At 60.5% G+C, this 18,334-nt stretch carries 13 protein-coding genes; 8 read left to right on the forward strand and 5 right to left on the reverse strand.

The annotated features are described in order from the left end of the window. The first annotated feature begins 153 nt into the window (after nt 1-153). From DQ393_RS29030 to DQ393_RS29055, 6 genes are all read left to right on the forward strand, one after another. A complete protein-coding gene (locus DQ393_RS29030) occupies nt 154-1,056 on the forward strand; it encodes an alpha/beta hydrolase (RefSeq protein WP_112345118.1) in 903 nt (300 codons plus the stop codon). Nucleotides 1,057-1,306: 250 nt separating this feature from the next. Continuing rightward, on the forward strand, nt 1,307-2,290 hold the full coding sequence (bcsN, locus tag DQ393_RS29035) for a cellulose biosynthesis protein BcsN (RefSeq protein ID WP_112345226.1): 984 nt from the start codon (nt 1,307-1,309) through the stop codon (nt 2,288-2,290). A gap of 60 nt (nt 2,291-2,350) precedes the next feature. Continuing rightward, complete coding sequence (gene bcsA / locus DQ393_RS29040; protein ID WP_112345119.1) at nt 2,351-4,540, forward strand: UDP-forming cellulose synthase catalytic subunit; 2,190 nt, start codon at nt 2,351-2,353, stop codon at nt 4,538-4,540. Beyond that, the gene (locus DQ393_RS29045; protein ID WP_181592429.1) at nt 4,540-7,071 is read left to right on the forward strand and encodes a cellulose biosynthesis cyclic di-GMP-binding regulatory protein BcsB; all 2,532 of its coding nucleotides are present in this window, start codon (nt 4,540-4,542) and stop codon (nt 7,069-7,071) included. Before bcsA ends, DQ393_RS29045 begins: the two co-directional genes overlap by 1 nt. Then, nucleotides 7,068-8,117 (forward strand): glycosyl hydrolase family 8, encoded by a 1,050-nt coding sequence (locus DQ393_RS29050; protein ID WP_112345120.1) that lies wholly within the window; start codon nt 7,068-7,070, stop codon nt 8,115-8,117. Before DQ393_RS29045 ends, DQ393_RS29050 begins: the two co-directional genes overlap by 4 nt. Beyond that, the gene (locus DQ393_RS29055) at nt 8,108-10,531 is read left to right on the forward strand and encodes a cellulose synthase (RefSeq protein WP_112345121.1); all 2,424 of its coding nucleotides are present in this window, start codon (nt 8,108-8,110) and stop codon (nt 10,529-10,531) included. The genes DQ393_RS29050 and DQ393_RS29055 overlap by 10 nt, the downstream gene beginning before the upstream one ends. A gap of 48 nt (nt 10,532-10,579) precedes the next feature. Here DQ393_RS29055 and DQ393_RS29060 read toward each other — a convergent pair whose 3' ends face one another. From DQ393_RS29060 to DQ393_RS29080, 5 genes are all read right to left on the reverse strand, one after another. Beyond that, nucleotides 10,580-11,500 carry an SMP-30/gluconolactonase/LRE family protein gene (locus DQ393_RS29060; RefSeq protein WP_112345122.1) on the reverse strand — a complete coding sequence of 307 codons (921 nt, stop codon included), beginning with the start codon at nt 11,498-11,500 and terminating at the stop codon, nt 10,580-10,582. Between the two features lie 31 nt (nt 11,501-11,531). Then, entirely contained in the window at nt 11,532-12,482 is a 951-nt protein-coding gene (locus tag DQ393_RS29065; RefSeq protein WP_112345123.1) for an ABC transporter permease, read from the reverse strand. Then, entirely contained in the window at nt 12,479-13,423 is a 945-nt protein-coding gene (locus DQ393_RS29070; protein ID WP_112345124.1) for an ABC transporter permease, read from the reverse strand. Before DQ393_RS29070 ends, DQ393_RS29065 begins: the two co-directional genes overlap by 4 nt. Continuing rightward, nucleotides 13,420-14,883 (reverse strand): sugar ABC transporter ATP-binding protein, encoded by a 1,464-nt coding sequence (locus tag DQ393_RS29075; protein ID WP_432422044.1) that lies wholly within the window; start codon nt 14,881-14,883, stop codon nt 13,420-13,422. Before DQ393_RS29075 ends, DQ393_RS29070 begins: the two co-directional genes overlap by 4 nt. A 108-nt stretch (nt 14,884-14,991) precedes the next feature. Beyond that, nucleotides 14,992-16,008, reverse strand: coding sequence for an ABC transporter substrate-binding protein (locus DQ393_RS29080; protein ID WP_112345126.1), 1,017 nt, complete (start codon nt 16,006-16,008; stop codon nt 14,992-14,994). Nucleotides 16,009-16,306: 298 nt separating this feature from the next. Between DQ393_RS29080 and DQ393_RS29085 the strand changes: the two genes are divergently transcribed. After that, entirely contained in the window at nt 16,307-17,545 is a 1,239-nt protein-coding gene (locus DQ393_RS29085; RefSeq protein ID WP_112345127.1) for a GAF domain-containing sensor histidine kinase, read from the forward strand. After that, nucleotides 17,542-18,273: a response regulator transcription factor gene (locus tag DQ393_RS29090; protein ID WP_112345128.1), complete on the forward strand. Its 732-nt coding sequence runs from the start codon at nt 17,542-17,544 to the stop codon at nt 18,271-18,273. The genes DQ393_RS29085 and DQ393_RS29090 overlap by 4 nt, the downstream gene beginning before the upstream one ends. Nucleotides 18,274-18,334: the final 61 nt, after the last annotated feature.

Raw genomic sequence — 18,334 nt, forward strand, 5'->3', positions numbered from 1 at the left:
GGCCGGCAGAAAATGCACAACCATAATTTGCATTGCCACTTCATTTGAGTGGCTTGTCAGATTGCGTCTCCGATAATATGAGGGATAAAATCATCTTTTCGTCGGGACGCCGCGCAATTCGATGTTCCAAATATTCGGTCAGCCGGAGAAATCATGTCCGAACCGTCATTACCTGAAACAGCCGGTGTCCAGGCACCCGTTACGCTTGGCGGCTGCACGTTTGCCGATCTGACGTTTGAGAATGCCGATCAGCCGCACAGGATTTTTCTTTATCGCCCCAGCAAGCCGGCGCCGCCGGAGGGATGGCCGGTCCTCTATCTGACGGATGGCAACGCCTGCTTTGCCACCTCCGTCGATGCGCTGAAGGTGCAGGCGAGCTACCCGAATGGGACCAATGTCGGCGAAGGCGTCATCGTCGCCATCGGCTATCCCACGGACGAGCCGTATGATCCGCTTCGCCGCTCCTGGGATCTAAGCCCACCGCCGGGCCGGGTTTATCCACCATTTTTTCCAGACACACCCGACGTGAGGACAGGCGGAGGGAAGCATTTCCTGACGCTGATCGAAAACGAACTGAAACCCTGGGTCGAAGAGCAGGTTCCGATCGACCGATCGCGTCAGATACTTTTCGGCCATTCATTCGGTGGCCTTTTCGTGCTCTACGCGCTGATGACGAAACCAACTGCTTTCAGCAGCTGGATTTCGGCAAGCCCCGCGATCTACTGGGAAGACGCTGCCATTCTTTCGACCGAGAGTGCATTCCTAGATAAGTATCACGACGCTATCGATATCGAACTGCACCTCTCCGCCGGCCAGTATGAAGGCGAGACTCTTGCGCCCTTCCACAAGGGTACGCCGGAAGAACAAAAGCGGTTGGAACGCGCAAAGGACACGCGCACGGTGGAACTCGCCCGCGAGATGGCGCACAGATGGGCTAAGCTGACCTCATCCACAGGAGCTATAAGCTTTGAGGAATATGCCGGAGAGAACCATATGTCGGTGCTTCCGGTCGCTTTGAACCGGGCTGTACAGATCGCATTTCGCAGGATGAAATAGTTAGAAAATTCATCCGCTTGCCACTTGCGGCTTCACCGCATTCTTCAGCAACGTCGCCTGCTCGCGTAGCCGGCGCGACAGGCGTATTCGGCGCGGATTTCCCGTCATTTCGGAGAGTCGATCAAGCAAAATTAACCCCTGGTTAACCATAATCACCTTTCTTTGCTATATTGAATACAAGGGCTTGATTCTAAAGAGCGTCGCGCAATTTGCGATGAATGCGACCACACACGATTGCCGCGATCCCGAGATGCATTTTTCAAAAGCGATAGCGTTGATAATATTGGCTTGCCTCGGTGCCGGATGCACGACAACCGGCCAGGTTCGCCAGTCGATCGGCGTGGAAACCATTGCCGCCGACAAGGCGCTGGCCTTTCCGCCTCCGGGCGGACCGGCGATTGTCAATGTGGTGGAGCGCAGGCGCGCGAAAGATGTCGAGCAGACAATCTCGCTCTACACCTCATCTTCAGTTCCCGGCCAGAATTTTCTCAAGGTTCAGTTTCTCGGCATAACCGGCTCGAATCCCGGGCTCGGGAGCAGGCCCTTCGAGACGGTCAGCGAGGGCGCGATCGCGCGTGAAATGGCGGCTGCAATCCCCGGCGTGCGGCTCTCTCGCTCGGCGATATTCGTCCAGAACAGCTACGGTCCCTTTGGCTATGCCTCCGGCCAAAGCAGGGCCGGCGATACCTGTCTCTATGCCTGGCAGCAGGTGAAGGCCGGCTTTGCCCCCTCGCAGGAGCAACGCAATTTCGGCATGGTGCAGGTGCGCATCCGGCTCTGCGACGCCCATGCGACCGAACGCCAGCTCTTGAGCACCGTCTATGGCTATACGATCGCCGGCCATTTTGCCGGTGCCGCGTTGAACCCCTTCGGCGGGCCGCGCGGAGCCGATGCAGTTCTGGGCAAGCCGGGCGAACTGGTCTATCCCGATGCGACGACCTATCGTGCGGCGCCGATCGGCATCGGCTACCAGAACCGCCCCGCACCAGCGCGCACCGTTGTCATCCGCCGCCCGGCCGCGGTGCAGCCGCAGCCGCCGGTCCAGCCAACCCTGCCGCCAATGATCGGACCGCGGGTACCCTTGCCCGACGGACAAGGTGTGCCGCCACAGACGAATGGTGCAAGCGGGCCAACCTCGATCGGGCAGCCGCCGTCAATCAATACGGCAAGCAATATCGTCGTGCCTTTACCCGACTGTAACGGAGAAGCTGGCATATCCCAGGAGTGCCGCTAGCAGGCGGAACGGCTTAGGGACGCCAGGATGGCGTCTGGCAATACCTTTGAAGGGACACCGATGCACACAGCACGCAGCATCTTGATATGGGCCGTGATAGCGCTATGCGGCATCGTGCTGATCACATTGCCGGTCAACCTTCAAACCCAGCTGATTGCCGGCACGGTGGTCGTTACCATCATGGCCATCATCAAGGTTCTCAAGCGTCAGGGAACATGGCGCCTGGTCGCCCTCGCCTTCGGCACCGCCATCGTGCTGCGCTATGTCTATTGGCGCACCTCCTACACGCTGCCGCCGGTCAACCAGCTGGAAAACTTCATCCCGGGCCTGCTGCTTTATCTCGCCGAAATGTACAACGTCGCGATGCTGATGCTCAGCCTCTTCATCGTCGCGACACCCCTGCCCCCGCGTACCGCACGCGCGGCAAAGACACAGAACTTCCCGACGGTGGACGTCTTCGTACCATCCTATAATGAAGACACCAACCTGCTTGCCAATACGCTCGCCTCGGCCAAGGCGATGGACTATCCGCCCGACAAGCTCAGGGTTTGGCTGTTGGACGACGGTGGTACCGCGCAAAAGCGCAACTCGACGAAGGTTCTGGAATCACGGGCTGCGATCGCACGCCACAATGAGCTCAAGCAGCTGTGCGACGATCTGGAAGTCGAATATCTGACACGCGAGCGCAACGAACATGCAAAGGCCGGCAATCTCAACAACGGGCTGGAGCATTCGAACGGCGAATTGATTGCCGTCTTCGACGCCGACCACGCGCCCGCTCGCGATTTTCTACGCGAAACGGTCGGATATTTCGAGGACGATCCAAAGCTCTTCCTCGTGCAGACGCCACATTTCTTCATCAATCCGGATCCGCTGGAGCGCAACCTGCGCACCTTCGACAACATGCCGAGCGAGAACGAGATGTTCTACGGCATCATTCAGCGCGGCCTGGACAAATGGAATGCGGCCTTTTTCTGCGGGTCCGCCGCCGTGCTCAGCCGCCGGGCGCTGGAATCGCAAAATGGCTTCAGCGGCATCAGCATCACCGAGGATTGCGAAACCGCGCTTGCCCTGCACGGGGCCGGCTGGAACAGCATTTATGTCGACAAGCCCCTTATTGCCGGCCTGCAGCCGGCGACCTTTGCAAGCTTCATCGGCCAGCGCAGCCGCTGGGCGCAGGGCATGATGCAGATCCTGCGCTTCCGCTTTCCTCTCCTGAAGCGCGGCCTGACGCTGCCGCAGCGCCTCTGCTACATGTCGTCGACGCTCTTTTGGCTCTTTCCGTTCCCGCGCGTCATTTTCCTGTTCGCGCCGCTCTTCTATCTGTTCTTCGACCTCGAGATCTTTACGGCGTCGGGCAGCGAGTTCCTCGCCTATACGCTTGCCTACATGCTCGTGAACCTGATGATGCAGAATTATCTCTACGGCTCGTTCCGCTGGCCATGGATTTCCGAGCTCTATGAATATGTCCAGACGGTGCATCTATTGCCTGCCGTCGTTTCGGTCATGCTCAATCCGCGCAAGCCGACCTTCAAGGTCACTGCCAAGGACGAATCGATCGCCGTCAGCCGGCTCTCGGAGATCAGCCGTCCGTTTTTCGTCATCTTCGCCGTTCAGATCATCGCGCTGGCGGTCACCATATACCGCGTCTATGCGGAACCTTATAAGGCGGATGTCACGCTCGTCGTCGGTGGTTGGAACCTCATCAACCTTATCCTGTCCGGCTGCGCACTTGGCGTCGTCTCGGAACGCGGGGAGCGCGCCTCCTCGCGGCGCGTCAGGGTGGATCGGCGCAGCGAATTCGGGACCGACGGCAACTGGAACTCCGCATCCATCGAGGATGTTTCCGTCCATGGCGCCAGGCTGAACGTCTTCAACAGGGGGATGGAACCGATCAAGGTCGGTTCGGAAGCCACCATTCGCTTCCAGCCCTATAGTGGCGCCGACATGGTGACCTTGTCGGTCGTGATCCGCAATATCGAACAAACGGGCGATATCACGGCCGTTGGATGCCAGTATGTTCCGAAGGGCGCGGCCGACCATCGCCTGATCGCCGATCTCGTCTTCGCCAATTCCGACCAATGGACGAAGTTCCAGCAAGCGCGACGGCGCAATCCCGGCATCATCCGGGGAACGATCTGGTTCCTGAGCCTGTCGTTCTATCAGACCAGTCGCGGTTTGATCTACCTTTTCAGGGGCGTCGGCTCGGATCGCACCCAGCAGCGGCAGGAGGCGAAGGCGAGAAGCTGATGAACCGTATCCTGTCCACCCTTATCCTTCCTGCTCTTGCTATTCTCCTTGTTCTCTGGGGCCCTGCGGCCGCGCAGGCGCAGACCGCCCCCTTCGACATGTCGGGCGAGCGGCCCAAAGACGCATCGCCGACGGTGCCGCAGATCACTACACCCCGCACGACAGTACCACAGGCCGAACGGCCCAAGACGACGGCGCCTTCAGCCGCAATTCCTCCGGCCGTTGTACCTAAGGCCATTGCTCCACCGGTTACCCAGCCCCTGGTCGTGGCGCCGCCCGCCGCCATGCCGCAAACCGCTGCGCCGCAGGCCACAACGCCCGCCGCCCCGGCGCAGACAAGCCCACAGACAATGCCGAAGGCAAAACCGGCAGCCGCTGTCGCACCCACGCCATTTCGGCGTTATGTCGTTCCCTTCGCCAAATTGCGATTGGAGGGGGAGGCCGATCGCAGGTCCTGGTCGATCTATCTGACGCCGGAACAGGCAGCCGCACCGGCGAGATTGAGCTTTGCCTATCAGAACGCCGTCGTCGTTGCTCCGGAGGCATCGCAGCTTACCGTCCTCTTGAACGATCGCGTAGTCCACCAACAGCAGATCGGCTCTTCCGACAGTGAATCGGATGTCACGTTCGACATCCCGCGCGGGCTCCTGCAACCCGGCGCCAATCTGCTGATCTTCGAGGCGGCGCAACGCCACCGCGTCGATTGCGATATCCCCTCGACCTACGAGCTCTGGTCGGACATCGATCCCGCGAGAACCTATCTGAGCTTCGCCAGCAGTGAGGCGGAAAAATTGTCGACGACCGATGCAATCCGCGCGATCGGCGTCGACGGAGCCGGCAAGACGCAGTTCAATCTTGTCGTGCCGGCGCTCGCACAACCCGGAACGACCAAGCCGATCCTCCGTCTCGCACAGGGCCTTGCACTCCTTAGCGGCATGCCGAACGAGATCTTCTCGTTCGATACGGACGCACTGCCCCCGCCCGGTTCCGGCAAAATGGCTGTTATCGTCGGCACGCCGGCGGAATTGCAACCGATCTTTGCCGTTCCGGCCTCGGCGCAGAATGGAGCTCTGGCGACGTTTGCGACCGATCCGCGCAGCGGTCAGCAGCTTTTGCTTATCAGCGGTCCATCCTGGCAGGCGATTTCCTCTGCGATCGATATGGTGGTTTCTCCGACCGACCGAGATCCCGATACCCGCCGGGATGTGCTGGTGACGCAACGATGGTCGGCTCCGGATGCGCCGCTGATCTACTCCGGCGCCAGCCTTTCCTTCGAGCAGCTGGGCATCAAGACCACCGAATTCTCAGGGCGGCGCTTCCACACCAGCTTCAATGTGGCAATTCCATCCGATTTCTATGCCAACGCCTATGGGGAAGCCACCATCCTGCTTGACGCAGCCTACGCCAGGGATGTGCGGCCGGGCAGCCATATCGACGTCTACGTCAACGGCAGCATCGCCACGACCAAGCCGATCACGGCGAGCGGAGGCGGCATCTTCCGGCAGTTGCCCGTCCGCATCACCATGCGCCATTTCAAGCCGGGCCTGAACACAATCACACTGGAAGCCATATTGCTCGCAGACGAGGATCGAGCCTGTACGCCTGCGGCAACATCGAGCACGACACCGCGTTTTGCATTGTTCGATACCAGCCAGTTCCGCGTGCCGGATTTTGCAAGGGTCGCACAGCGGCCCAACCTTGCCGCGTTTGCCGGTACCGGCTATCCCTACAATCGCAGCAGTGAACCGACCGCACTCTTCATCGACCGGGCGGATGCCGACACGCTATCTGCGGCCGCGACACTCCTCGGTCGAATGGCGCTCGTTGCCGGACATCCCATCGGCGTGGACCCGACGGTCTCCTCAAACACCGTCGGGTCCAGCAATGCGCTGTTCATCGGCTCCGTCTCGCAACTGCCCTCGACGGTCCTCACGCAAATGAACATCGCCTCATCGACCCAGGTGGCATGGCGCCCGCCAGCCCCGGGGCAGACCGGCACGCCGGAGGCTTCCGTGACGATCGCCGATTGGCGCTCCCGTATCAGCGGCGGACTGCTGCAGGGGCAGATGGAACATTTCCAGCAATGGATGCATCGCAATTTCGATATCACGCTGAGCTCGCTGCGCTTCATGCCCAGCTCGGAGCAGGTGTTCACGCCATCGAACGCCAACAGCCTTCTGATCGCCCAGGAGGCAAATCCGACCAATGATGCAACCTGGACCGCCGTGACCGCACCGAGCGCCCAAGACCTGCGCTCCGGTGTCGAGGCAATGACCATGCAGAGCACCTGGCCTGAGATCAGCGGTCGCATCACCGTCTATTCCGGCAAGACCGGAAAGATCGATACGGTCCCTATCAGCCGCTTCACCTTTGTCACAACCCAGCCCTGGTCGCTGACAAACTATCGATTGATCGCTGCAAACTGGCTTTCCAGCAACATCCTGTCCTACGCACTTCTTTTTGTAGCCGCCTCTTTTCTGCTCGGCGTCAGCACGGCGAGCGTCCTTTCCAAGATCGGCAGGCGTGAATGAGAGGCTGGCGCTCCCTTCTTGCGATCTGCACCGCAACCGCCCTGATGGTGGCCCAACCGGTCGCCGCTCAGCGCGCAGCGATCGATGCGCAAGCCTGGGCTGCCTATAAAGCGAAGTTTCTCGATCAGAACGGCCGTATCATCGACAATGGCAATAATGGTGTCAGCCACAGCGAAGGGCAAGGCTACGGTCTCCTTCTTGCCTATCTTGCCAATAGCCAGGCTGATTTCGAGCAGATCTGGTATTTTACCCGCACGGAACTCCTGCTCCGCGACGATGGTCTCGCCGTCTGGAAATGGGATCCGGCGGTCACACCTCACGTCACCGACACGAATGACGCCTCCGATGGCGACCTGTTGATCGCCTATGCCCTGGCGCTTGCGGGATCGGCCTGGGACAGGAAGGATTACCTGCAGGCGGCGGCGAATATGGCCAAGGCAATTCTCTCGCATGTAGTCGTCAATTCCGGAGGGCGGACGCTGCTCATCCCGGGTGTGGATGGGTATCTGCCGCCTGGGCGCAAGGATGGCCCCGTCATCAATCCGTCCTACTGGATCTTCGAAGCGTTTCCCGTCATGGCCCTGCTGGCGCCTTCCGATCGCTGGCGGAAGCTGAGCGACGATGGTCTGGCCCTGCTGCACACGATACAGTTCGGCCCACGCAAGCTCCCGGCCGATTGGATCAGCCTGAGGGCCAAGCCGGAGCCCGCCGACGGCTTCGAGGCGGAATTCGGCTATAATGCCGTCAGGATCCCGCTCTACCTGGCGCGAGCTGGCATAGACGACAAAGCCCTGCTCACGCGTCTGCGGCAAGGCATGAATGTCGAGGGAGATGTGCCGGCGACGATCGACCTTACAACCGGCAAGCCGAAGGACCTGCTTTCCGATCCCGGTTATGAAATTGTTAACCATGTTGTGGCGTGTGTGGTGAACGGAACAAAACTGCCAGCTTCGGTCAGGCAGTTCGCACCATCGCTTTACTATCCAGCCACCTTGCAACTGCTGAGCCTGGCTTTCATCGCGGAGAAACACCCGGAGTGTTTATAAAGTCCACCTTGATCATGGCTTTCATGGCCGTCGCCATGGCGGGGTTCACGCTCGCGACGAAGGATCATGACTCGCCTGAGGACAAGATCAGGCTGGCAAAATCCAGTCGCCTGGAACCGCAGATCGCGCTCGCTGGGGAGATGGCGCGGGGCGACACCCCCGAACAGCCTGTCGACCTGCGGGCGCTTGCCGATCACATACAGGCAAACGCGCCTTCTGCGGTTCTCTCCGAGCCTTCGAGCACGCAGCAGGCGGGCTCGGCCGAACCGGACGTCGTCGCACAGACCACGCCGCCATCGCAATCACAGCCGCAGCCATCCTCGCAGCAACAGGGCGAGGCTCAACCAGGCAGTAACCCGCCCAAGGTGGATGAAAGCGCATTGCGCTATTTTGCCAGCCGTGGCGACAAGGCAAGGCTACAGGCCGAGATCTCGCGCCTGCAGGCGCTCTATCCCAATTGGACGCCGCCCGCCGATCCGCTGGCCGTCCCGCAAAATGGCGACAAGCAGCTCGAGGCCATGTGGCAGCTCTATTCGGAGGGCCGCTATGCAGAGGTGCGCAAGGCCATTGCCGATCGCCAGACGGCCGAAACCGGCTGGCAGCCGCCCACTGATCTCCTTGAGCGCCTCGAGATAGCGGAAGCCCGCACCCGCCTTGTCAACGCCTCCGACCTCAAGCAATACGCGACCGTGATCGCCGTCGGCGCCAATACGCCAAGCCTGCTGACCTGCAGCGACATCGACATCCTCTGGCGCGTTGCCGAAGCCTTCATCCGCACGGATCGCGCCGCGCGCGGCCAGGATGCCTACAAATATATTCTAAAGACCTGCACCAACCCGCAGGAAAGAATTGCCACCATTCAGAAGGCCGCGAGCCTGCTGTCGTATCAACCGATGCAGGAGCTGCTGGCGCTTGAAAAACCCGACGGCAATGGTGGGCGGGAGTTCGACAGCATAAGGATCGATCTTGCCCGCCGTTTCGTGGCCCAGGGCAATGAAGACCCGAAGCTGACCATTGCACAGGATTATCTGTCTCAGGTCGAGCGTATCGCCCGCAGCCAGGGCCTGGCATCGGATGATGCGCTCCTCGGCTGGTACTATCTGCGGCGCAGCAACTACGGCGATGCGGAACAATGGTTCAAAGCAGCACATGAGAAAAAGGATTCCGCAACGATCTCGCAGGGCCTGGCACTGGTTCTGATCGCCGATCACAAGCCGCAGGAAGCCGAAGACGTCATGTACAAATGGCGCAACGAATCCAAGGATGCGATGGCGACGTATCTCGCTGCGACCGCCAATCTGATGGCCTTGCAACCGCCCGCCAATCTTGGCGAGGACGTGCTGCAGCGTGTTGCCGCTGAGATCGTGAAGGAGAAATATGTGCCGACGGCGCAGCAATTCGGCTGGTATGCCCGCACGCTCAATCAGCCGCAGGCGGCCGCCCGCTGGTTCGAGACGGCGCTGCGCTGGAAACCGGATGACGAACCTTCCGCCTATGGCCTCGCAATCACACGCGATCAGTTGAATGACCGGCAGGGTGTCGCCGAGATCCAACGGCTTTGGGCCGGCCGCTCGCAGCGCATCGCCGTTCTCGGTGAGCCGGCGCCGCGCGCACCTGCCTCGGCACCATTGCCCTCTCCCAACCAGGCGGCGCAGACAATACAGCAGGCATCACCGCAAGGAACGTCCCAGACAACACAACAGGGCAGCCCGCAATATACAGCGCCGGTCACTCCTCAAGCGGCGACTCAAGCCCCCATGGCGCAATCTAACGTCAACGCGCCGAATGCCACGCAGCCGCTCACGCCTGCTCGTCGAGCCCCGTCCGTCGACTATGCCGAACCGACACCCCGCACGAGAACGGCTGCGCGCGCAGCGCGACAGCCGTCCGGATGCACGACCACAACCAATGCAGAGCTGCTCACACCGGCCAATGCCTTGTCGCGCGGCTGGTGCCTGATGAACCTCAATCGGCCGATGGAGGCGGTGGAAGCCTTCGGCGTCGCGTTGAACAATGCCGATCCCAAATCCCGGGAAGAGGCCGCCTATGGCCAGAGCCTCGCCTATCTCCGCGCCGGCCTCGCCAACAATGCGGCCGTTGCCGCGACCAAGGCCTCGATGAGCCACCAACGTGCCGCCGAACTGCAGGTGGCGATACTCTCCGATCGGGCATTGTCAGCCTTCTCGGGCAAACGCTATCACGAGACGCTGCTCTATCTCGACCAGCGCGCGCAACTGCAACAGGAGCGGGTCGATCTCATGGTGCTACGCGGATACTGCTATCTCAATCTCAAAATGTACGACGACGCCGAACGCATCTTCACCGCCGTCGCCGCCACCGGCAACCGCGACGGCAGCCGCGGACTTAGAGACCTCATGCTCGCCAAGCATCCGCAGCCGGGGGGGGATTATTGAGGCCAGCGGTATCACCAGCCCCACTGGCAAGCACAAACAAGTGCGCCTTCACGGCACCTGCGCCCCGGTCGCCGTCGTGTAGATCCGATAAAGCGATTGCGTCGCAGTGATAAACAGCTGATTGCGGCGCGGACCACCGAAAGTCAGATTGGCGACCGTCTGGGGTATTTTGATCTTGCCGATCAGGGTGCCGTCAGGCGCGACGCAGTGGATGCCGTCGCCGGCACTGGTCCAGATGTTGCCATCGATATCGGCGCGGAAACCGTCCGGTATGCCGGTATCGATGTTGCAGAAGACCCGGCCGTTTGCGAGTTTCTTCCCATCGACGACATCGAAGACGCGGATGTGGCGCGGGGCGCTGATGTCGTGGCTGGCGGCGGAGTCGGCAACATAGAGCTTCGTCTCGTCGGGAGAAAATGCCAGGCCGTTCGGCTGGCGGAAATCGTCGACGACGACGTCCAATTCGCCTGTCAACGGATGAAGCCTGTAGACGTTGCGGGTCGCCTGCTCTGGCTCCGCCTTGTAGCCCTCGTAGTTCGACAGGATGCCATAGGTCGGATCGGTGAACCAGATGGATCCGTCGGAACGAACGATCACGTCGTTCGGCGAATTCAGGCGCTTGCCCTTGTAGCTGTCGGCAAGCACCGTGATCGAACCGTTGATTTCCGTGCGTGTGACCCGGCGGCCACCATGTTCGCAGGATATCAATCGCCCCTGCCGGTCGCGCGTGTTGCCGTTGGCGAAATTCGACGGCGCGCGGAAGATCGAGACGCCGCCGCCCGGCACCCAGCGCAGCATGCGCTCATTGGGAATGTCGCTCCAGATCAGGCATCCGGTATCGGCAAACCAGACAGGTCCTTCCGCCCAGCGGCAGTCCGAATAAAGCTCCTCCAGCCCGGCACTTGGAACAATGAGGTTCCGGAAACGGGTATCGTAGATTTCGTAAAGGGACGAGGAGTCGTTCGACATTTGATTGTCCTAAAACTGCTGGAGAACAGTGTCAGCGCCCGCCGATGGGGCGGCCGCCTGCAACGAGAATGACGGCAATGATGATGAGGCCGGTCAGAATGAGCCTCGGCCCGGCGCCGAAGCCGTAGGTGTTCAGCATCGAGACCACCAGGAACATGAAAAGCGACGCGCCCCATATGCCCGGCACGTTCGAATCGCCGCCGGCGACCGCCGTTCCGCCGATGATAACGACGGCGATCGACATCAGCAGATATTCGGCCCCCATGTTCAAAGCGGCGCCGCCGGAAAAACTCGCGAGCAGATAGCCGCAGATCGAGGCGAGCACAGCGCAAAGCACATAGGTTGCAAGCCGTGTTCCGTCGACAGGAATGCCCGCCATGCGCGCCGCGAACATGCTCTGCCCGATTGCCGATATCCAGCGGCCATAGATCGTCCGCTCCAAAAGCACCCAGGCAACGACCGAGAGCAGAAGAGCGACAATCGCGACATTCGGCACACCGAGGAAACCGGACGTGGTGAAATCGGCCAGTTGATCCGGCGGCTTGATGCGCAGGCCGCGATTGCTCCAGATGGCGGTCGACTGGACGATGAAGCTCATCGAGAGTGTCGCGATGATGGGCGGGATGCGCAAAAGCTTGATCAGGGCATAATTGCCGATACCGATGCCAAGGCCAATGAGGATCGACACCAAGAGACCGGGCACGATCATGCCGTCCTCGACATTCATCAGCTTGAGCGCGACCGTGCCGGCAAGCGTCATCGTGGCAGGTACCGACAGATCGATATTGCCCGGTCCGAGCGTAATGACGAACATCTGGCCGATGCCGACGATCACGGAAAAAGCGGCGAAGGTCAGCGCTGCCTGCGAGAGGCCGATGGAGCTCGCGCCGCCCGTGAAGAGCACGGTGACGAGCCAAACGATGATGGTGGCGAAGAAGGACCAGATCCAGGGCTTCCGGCCAAGCACGCGAAAAGCGATCATGATTGTTTCTCCCGCTTTTCAACGCGGTTGAGCAAGAGCCGTAGCGCCAGCACGATGATCAGGATGGCGCCCTGGGCACCGATTTGCCAATCCGGCGAGATCCGCAGAAACGACAGGAACGAACCTGCCAAGGTCAGGGTCAGTGCACCGATTACGGCCCCTATCGGGGAAACGCGGCCGCCTATGAATTCCCCGCCTCCAAGGATGACGCCGGCAATCGACAGAAGCGTATAGCGCAACGCGATATTTGCATCCGCCGAGGTGGTAAGCCCGACCAGCGCGATGCCCGATAGCACCGCAAAGAGGCCGGCCAGCCCATAGGCTGCCGCACGCAGGGCGACGACGGACCAGCCGGCCCGCTCAAGCGAACGTTGATTGCCGCCGACGCCACGGATCAGCACGCCGAAGGAAGAGCGCATGACGATCAGGTGGGACATCAGCGCGATGACGACGCTCGCAACGATCGCCATAGGAACCAACGGTGGCTTCGAGGTCATCAGCCAGCGGGCCCAGTCGGGCGCCGTGCCACCCGGCGCGGGAAGCAGCAGCACCGCAAAGCCGCCCCAGACGAAGCTCATGCCGAGGGTGACGACGATCGACGGCAGGTCCCTGACATAGATGATCACCCCTATGATGGCGTAAACGGCGATTGCCGCGGCGAGAATGAGGATGCCCAGGAGCGGTGACGAATGAAGATAGGTCGCCGCCACGCAAGCGGTGAAGCTGACGAATGTTCCCATCGACAGATCGAGATCGTTCACCGACATGATCATCATCTGGGCGATCGTCGCGAGCGCAATCGGGACGGCGAGATTGAAGAGCAGATTGAGCCCGATATAGCTCATGGCCCGCGGCTGGAGATAGAAGACCGCGATCAGCAAGACAGCAAGCGACAGCGCGGGGATAAGCAGGCGCAAGGTGGTGGACGATGGACGGATCATGCGCCCTCTCCGGCAAAGGACGCTGCCAGCACGTTTTCCTCCGTGATTTCCTCTCCGACCAGTTCCGCAACGATGACGCCGTCTCGAAAGACATAGGCACGGTCGCAAAGGCGGATTTCATCCATTTCAGTGGAGTACCAGATGAAGGTCCGGCCGGCTGAAGCCTCATCGTTCAGGATGCGATAGACCTCCTGCTTGGTACCGATATCCACACCGCGCATGGGATCATCCATCAGCACGATCGGTGCCGTCGTCGCAAGCGCGCGGGCAAACAGGACCTTTTGCTGATTGCCGCCGGACAATGACAGGATGCCGTTTTCCATCGTTGGCGTGCGGATTTCGATGCGACCCTTCCATTCGGCTCCGAGGCTTTTCTCACTCTCCTTGTTGACGAGCGACATCTTCGAGAGATCACCGAGCGATGCGATGCTCAGGTTCTTCAAGATGCTCCACAGAGGAAAGGTTCCGTTCAGGCTGCGATCGCCGGCGACGAAGGTAATATTCTCCCGCCTGCCCGGCAGCCAATTGCCCGACAAGGAGCGATGGAGATCGAGCAGCATGTCGGTTTGGCCATGACCGGCAAGTCCGGCAAGTCCGACAACCTCCCCCTTTCGGACCTCGAAGGTCAGGCCCCTGCCCCTGCGCGACGGCAAGGTGAGGATGGGAGGTGTAGCGGTACGCTCCTCATTCCCGTGCTTGCGGTCTTGTTCCTTGACGACGCTGCCCATGGCCTGGACAAGGCTTCGGACATTAAAGTCTTGGGCGGCGCGATCGGCGACGACGCGGCCATCCTTCATGACGAGAATGCGGCTCGCCGTCGAAAGAATCTCGCCGAGAATATGCGAGATCAGCATCACCGCGCCGCCTGCCTGCACGAATGCCCGCACATAGGTCATCAATTGCTCGGCCAATCCGGCATCCAGCGATGAGGTCGGCTCGTCGAGAATAACCAGCTTCGGCTTCTGACCGACGGTGCAGAAGGTGATCGCAATCTCCACCATCTGCCGTTCGGCGATGGAAAGCTCACCGACGCTGCGCATAACATCGATCTTGTGGCCGGCAAAAATCTCGTCGAGCTTGGCGCGTACGATCCCAGCCGCCTGCCGGCGCCAGTTCCAGCCGGAAAGACCGTGATGAACGACCCGCATGTTCTCGACAACGGTCAGATTGGGAGCAAGAGACAGCTCCTGAAAGACACAACGAATGCCGTATGCCCGTGCGGCATTGATGCCGTGCGCCTTGTCGTTGCCGTCGTAGGTAATCGTTCCCTCATGCGGGTTAAGACCGCCATTGATGACGTTGACGATCGTCGACTTGCCGGCACCGTTGTGACCGACAAGGCCGATGCATTCGCCGGCGTGAATGGTCAGATCGGCACCATCGAGCGCCTTCACCGCGCCGAAATGCACCTTGATGCCTCTCGCCGAGACGACGGCATGCGGCTCGGTGTCTTCCTTCATCGAACTATTGTCTTTGACTGCAATCATGGATCGTCCGGCCGGGCGTTGTATCCAACCGGCGCCGCCCTCTATCGGCGGCACCGGCCTTCATTTGCTTGTCGATATGGATTACTTCGCTGCGGCGATGACCTTCTTGGCGTCATCGAGCGTGTATTCGACATTGGCGACGCCTCCCGCCTGCGTGGTGGCCAGGCTGGCTTCGAGATTGTCCTGATCGATGCGCAGGAACGGCACGACCAGATCTTTCTTCACTTGCTGACCGTCGAGGATCTGCTGCGCCACCCAGAAGGCAAGCGTCGAAACGCCGGGGGCGATCGAGACGGACATGGTTTCATAACCACTGGCATCCTTCTCCTTCTTCCACCAGGCAAGCTCGTCCTGACGATTGCCCATGACGATCGTCGGCATAGGGCGCTTGGCAGCGGCGAATGCCTGTGCAGCACCGTAGCCGTCGCCGCCCTGCGTCACGACCGCGGCAATATCCGGAAGGCTCGGCAGGATGCCGGCGACGGCGCGCTGCGCGACGTCCTGCGCCCAGTCGCCGTGCACGGAGCCGACGATTTTGAACTGCGGATATTTGGCGGCAGCCGCATGGATACCGGCGGAAATCTCGTCATCGACGGAAACGCCGGCAAGGCCTCGAATTTCGAGGACGTTGCCGCCCTTGGGCATCTTCTTGGCGAGATACTCGATCTGGCTGGCGCCCATGCCCTTGAAGTCGACGGCGATGCGCCAGGCGCAGGGTTCGGTGACGATGCCATCGAAGGAAACGACGACGATCTTGGCATCGCAGGCTTCCTTGATCGCACCGTTCAGCGCCGTCGGCGACGCGGCGTCGATGACGATCGCGTCATAGCCCTGCAGGATCATGTTCTGAATCTGCGCTGCCTGTTCGGTTGCCTGATTTTCCGCCGTCGTAAACGGATCGGCGGCAGCCACCACGCCGGCTTTCACGGCTTCGCCCGTGACTTTCTGCCAGCTGGTCAGCATGGCCTGGCGCCAGGAATTGCCGGCGTAATTGTTCGACAACGCAATTTTCTTGGATGATGTATCAGCAAAAGCGGAACCCGGCACGGCAACGCAGGCGATGACGGCGGATGCCAGCAGCATCTTGGCAATATTCATATTTTCCTCCCAATGAGCCCGTACTTCCTCTTCCAGGCCAAGATTTTCGAGCGCGCTCCTCAACGAACGACCGAAAATAATATTTGCACTGAAGGTTCCCCTGTCAGTACAAACAGGATGTCCGAGATTGTTTCGATTGTACAGGCGCTTAAGCTGCGGGACCTTGCGGGATCCCGCAGAAAAAATGCGCAAGCCCGCAGGACGAACGGCTCGGATCGGCGCTTAATAGCGTCGGAAATCCTTATGCTGCGATCGACCGGAGGAGAAGCGGTCGACGCATTGCCTGGGAGGGCGTGCCTTGCGCGATCTGGCGCCGCAATCGGTCTTCGACCACTATCTCAACATATCGAGGCTACTCGCCGGCCAGCTCGACTTTCACTCCGTCATCCGAGCAGTCGCAGCCGAAATCAGCCACGTGATCCCGCACGATCATCTCGACGTCTGTATCCTGCTGGTGGACGAGCAATTTCACACGGCCTACGAGAGCGGGCTCGAAACCGATTGGGGACGCCGGTTTCCGGCGCCGGTCAGCAACAGCCCCATCCGCACGCTTCTCTGGGGCGAGAGCGATTATCTGCTGACCGACGATGCCTGGAGCGACCCGCAGTTCCATTTCCAGGGCGCTTTTTCACACCCGATCTTTCACCAATCGCTGCATAGCCGCGTGCACGTACCACTGAAAGTACAGGGGCACGTTATCGGCGCGCTTTCCTGCTCGAGCCATCAGACCGGCTTCTACACCATGCAGCATGTCGAAAGCGCCCGCGTCATTGCCGATCTGCTGGCACCCCATTTCTTCGCCATCCGTGCCGCCGACCAGGCTAAGCTCTCGGCCATCGTCGAAGCCGAAGCCCGCGCCCGCGAAGAAGGTCTTCGCCTCGGTGCCCTGAAATTGACCGAGGCATTGGAGGCCGAGCGGCAACGTATCGGCATGGATTTGCACGATCAGATTCTGGCCGATCTGACCCGCCTCTCCCGCCGGCTGGAGAGGCTTGCCAGCCAGCCCGATGTCACCGGTGAGGCTCTTGAACCGCTTTTTCGCGGTTTGCAGCATAGCATGCACGATCTTCGCCAGATCATCGAGGAGGCCAAGCCCTCGGTCCTTCAGCTGTTCGGCTTTGCGCAAGCGGTGGAAAACCATCTTGAGCGGTCGATTCAGGAGAGCGGCGCCACTTTGGCCTGGACGCTGAAAGACGAGACCGGCGGCGCCATCGACTGCCTCGAACAGCCAGTTTCCATTGCCCTTTTCCGCATCGCGCAGGAGGCCATCAATAACGCCATACGCCATGCCCATGCCAGCAACATTGATGTTCACCTGAAAGCGGCCGGGGGCGCGGTGACCATTGACGTCACGGATGACGGTCTTGGACTTGGAAATGCCCGCAGGCCGTCAGGTGGCGGCATCGAAAATATGCGGACCCGCGCGCGGCTGATCTCGGCACGCTTTGCGATCAAACCGGCCGGCGCATCCGGAGGAACATTGGTCAGCGTCACCCTGCCCGCCAAGGCGCAGCCGGTGGGAGGAGCCGCGGCATGAAGGTTCTGATCATCGAGGACGATCCGCTTCATCGCTCCTATCTCAACGAAGCAATCCGAGCCGCACTTCCCGAATGCGATGGCGTGCTGGAAGCCGAAAACGGCAACAGCGGCGAACGGCTGGCGCGGGATTGCAAATCTGCCCATATCGTCATGGATCTGCAGATGAGCCAGCGCAACGGCATCGAGGCGGCGCGCACCATATGGAAGGAGCGGCCGGAGACGCGTATCCTCTTCTGGTCGAACTATTCCGATGAAGCCTATGTTCGCGGCGTCTCCCGCATCGTGCCGGCCGGTGCCGTCTATGGCTATGTTTTGAAATCGGCTTCAGATGACAGGTTGAAGCTGGCGCTGCGCAGCATCTTCATCGAGAGCCAGTGCGTGATCGACCGCGAAGTGCGTGGCATGCAGCAAAGAAGCCTTGGAAATGTCAACGGCTTCACCGAAGCCGAATATGAGATCCTGGTCGATATCGCACTGGGATTGACCGACCGCGCCATTGCCCAAAGGCGCAATCTCTCAGTGCGCAGCGTTCAAAATCGATTACAGCAGCTCTACATCAAGCTCGGGGTCTATCAGCCGCTCGGCAATCAGGACGACGACAGCCGTTTCAACCTAAGAGCCCGCGCCGTGGCCGTGGCGTTTCTCAGAAAGCTGCTCAATCATAGTGCTCTGGAGCGGGCGGAAACCGATCTTACCGGCTGGCTCGCCCGCCAGCCCCACGATTGAGTGACAGAATTTGCCGCCGGCGTCGATCACGCTTGACGTCTTCTACCGAATAATTGTCTAT

Source organism: Martinezella tropici, from assembly GCF_003287875.1.
GTDB classification, from domain to species: Bacteria; Pseudomonadota; Alphaproteobacteria; order Rhizobiales; family Rhizobiaceae; genus Rhizobium; species Rhizobium tropici_C.

Excerpts from the sequence above, each read along its gene's own strand:
- DQ393_RS29070 (WP_112345124.1), bottom strand. The coding sequence starts at position 13,423 with ATGATCCGTCCATCGTCCACCACCTTGCGCCTGCTTATCCCCGCGCTG.
- DQ393_RS29030 (WP_112345118.1), top strand. The coding sequence starts at position 154 with ATGTCCGAACCGTCATTACCTGAAACAGCCGGTGTCCAGGCACCCGTT.
- DQ393_RS29050 (WP_112345120.1), top strand. The coding sequence starts at position 7,068 with ATGAGAGGCTGGCGCTCCCTTCTTGCGATCTGCACCGCAACCGCCCTG.
- DQ393_RS29045 (WP_181592429.1), top strand. The coding sequence starts at position 4,540 with ATGAACCGTATCCTGTCCACCCTTATCCTTCCTGCTCTTGCTATTCTC.
- DQ393_RS29075 (WP_432422044.1), bottom strand. The coding sequence starts at position 14,883 with ATGAAGGAAGACACCGAGCCGCATGCCGTCGTCTCGGCGAGAGGCATC.
- bcsN (WP_112345226.1), top strand. The coding sequence starts at position 1,307 with ATGCATTTTTCAAAAGCGATAGCGTTGATAATATTGGCTTGCCTCGGT.
- DQ393_RS29090 (WP_112345128.1), top strand. The coding sequence starts at position 17,542 with ATGAAGGTTCTGATCATCGAGGACGATCCGCTTCATCGCTCCTATCTC.
- DQ393_RS29080 (WP_112345126.1), bottom strand. The coding sequence starts at position 16,008 with ATGAATATTGCCAAGATGCTGCTGGCATCCGCCGTCATCGCCTGCGTT.
- DQ393_RS29065 (WP_112345123.1), bottom strand. The coding sequence starts at position 12,482 with ATGATCGCTTTTCGCGTGCTTGGCCGGAAGCCCTGGATCTGGTCCTTC.
- bcsA (WP_112345119.1), top strand. The coding sequence starts at position 2,351 with ATGCACACAGCACGCAGCATCTTGATATGGGCCGTGATAGCGCTATGC.
- DQ393_RS29060 (WP_112345122.1), bottom strand. The coding sequence starts at position 11,500 with ATGTCGAACGACTCCTCGTCCCTTTACGAAATCTACGATACCCGTTTC.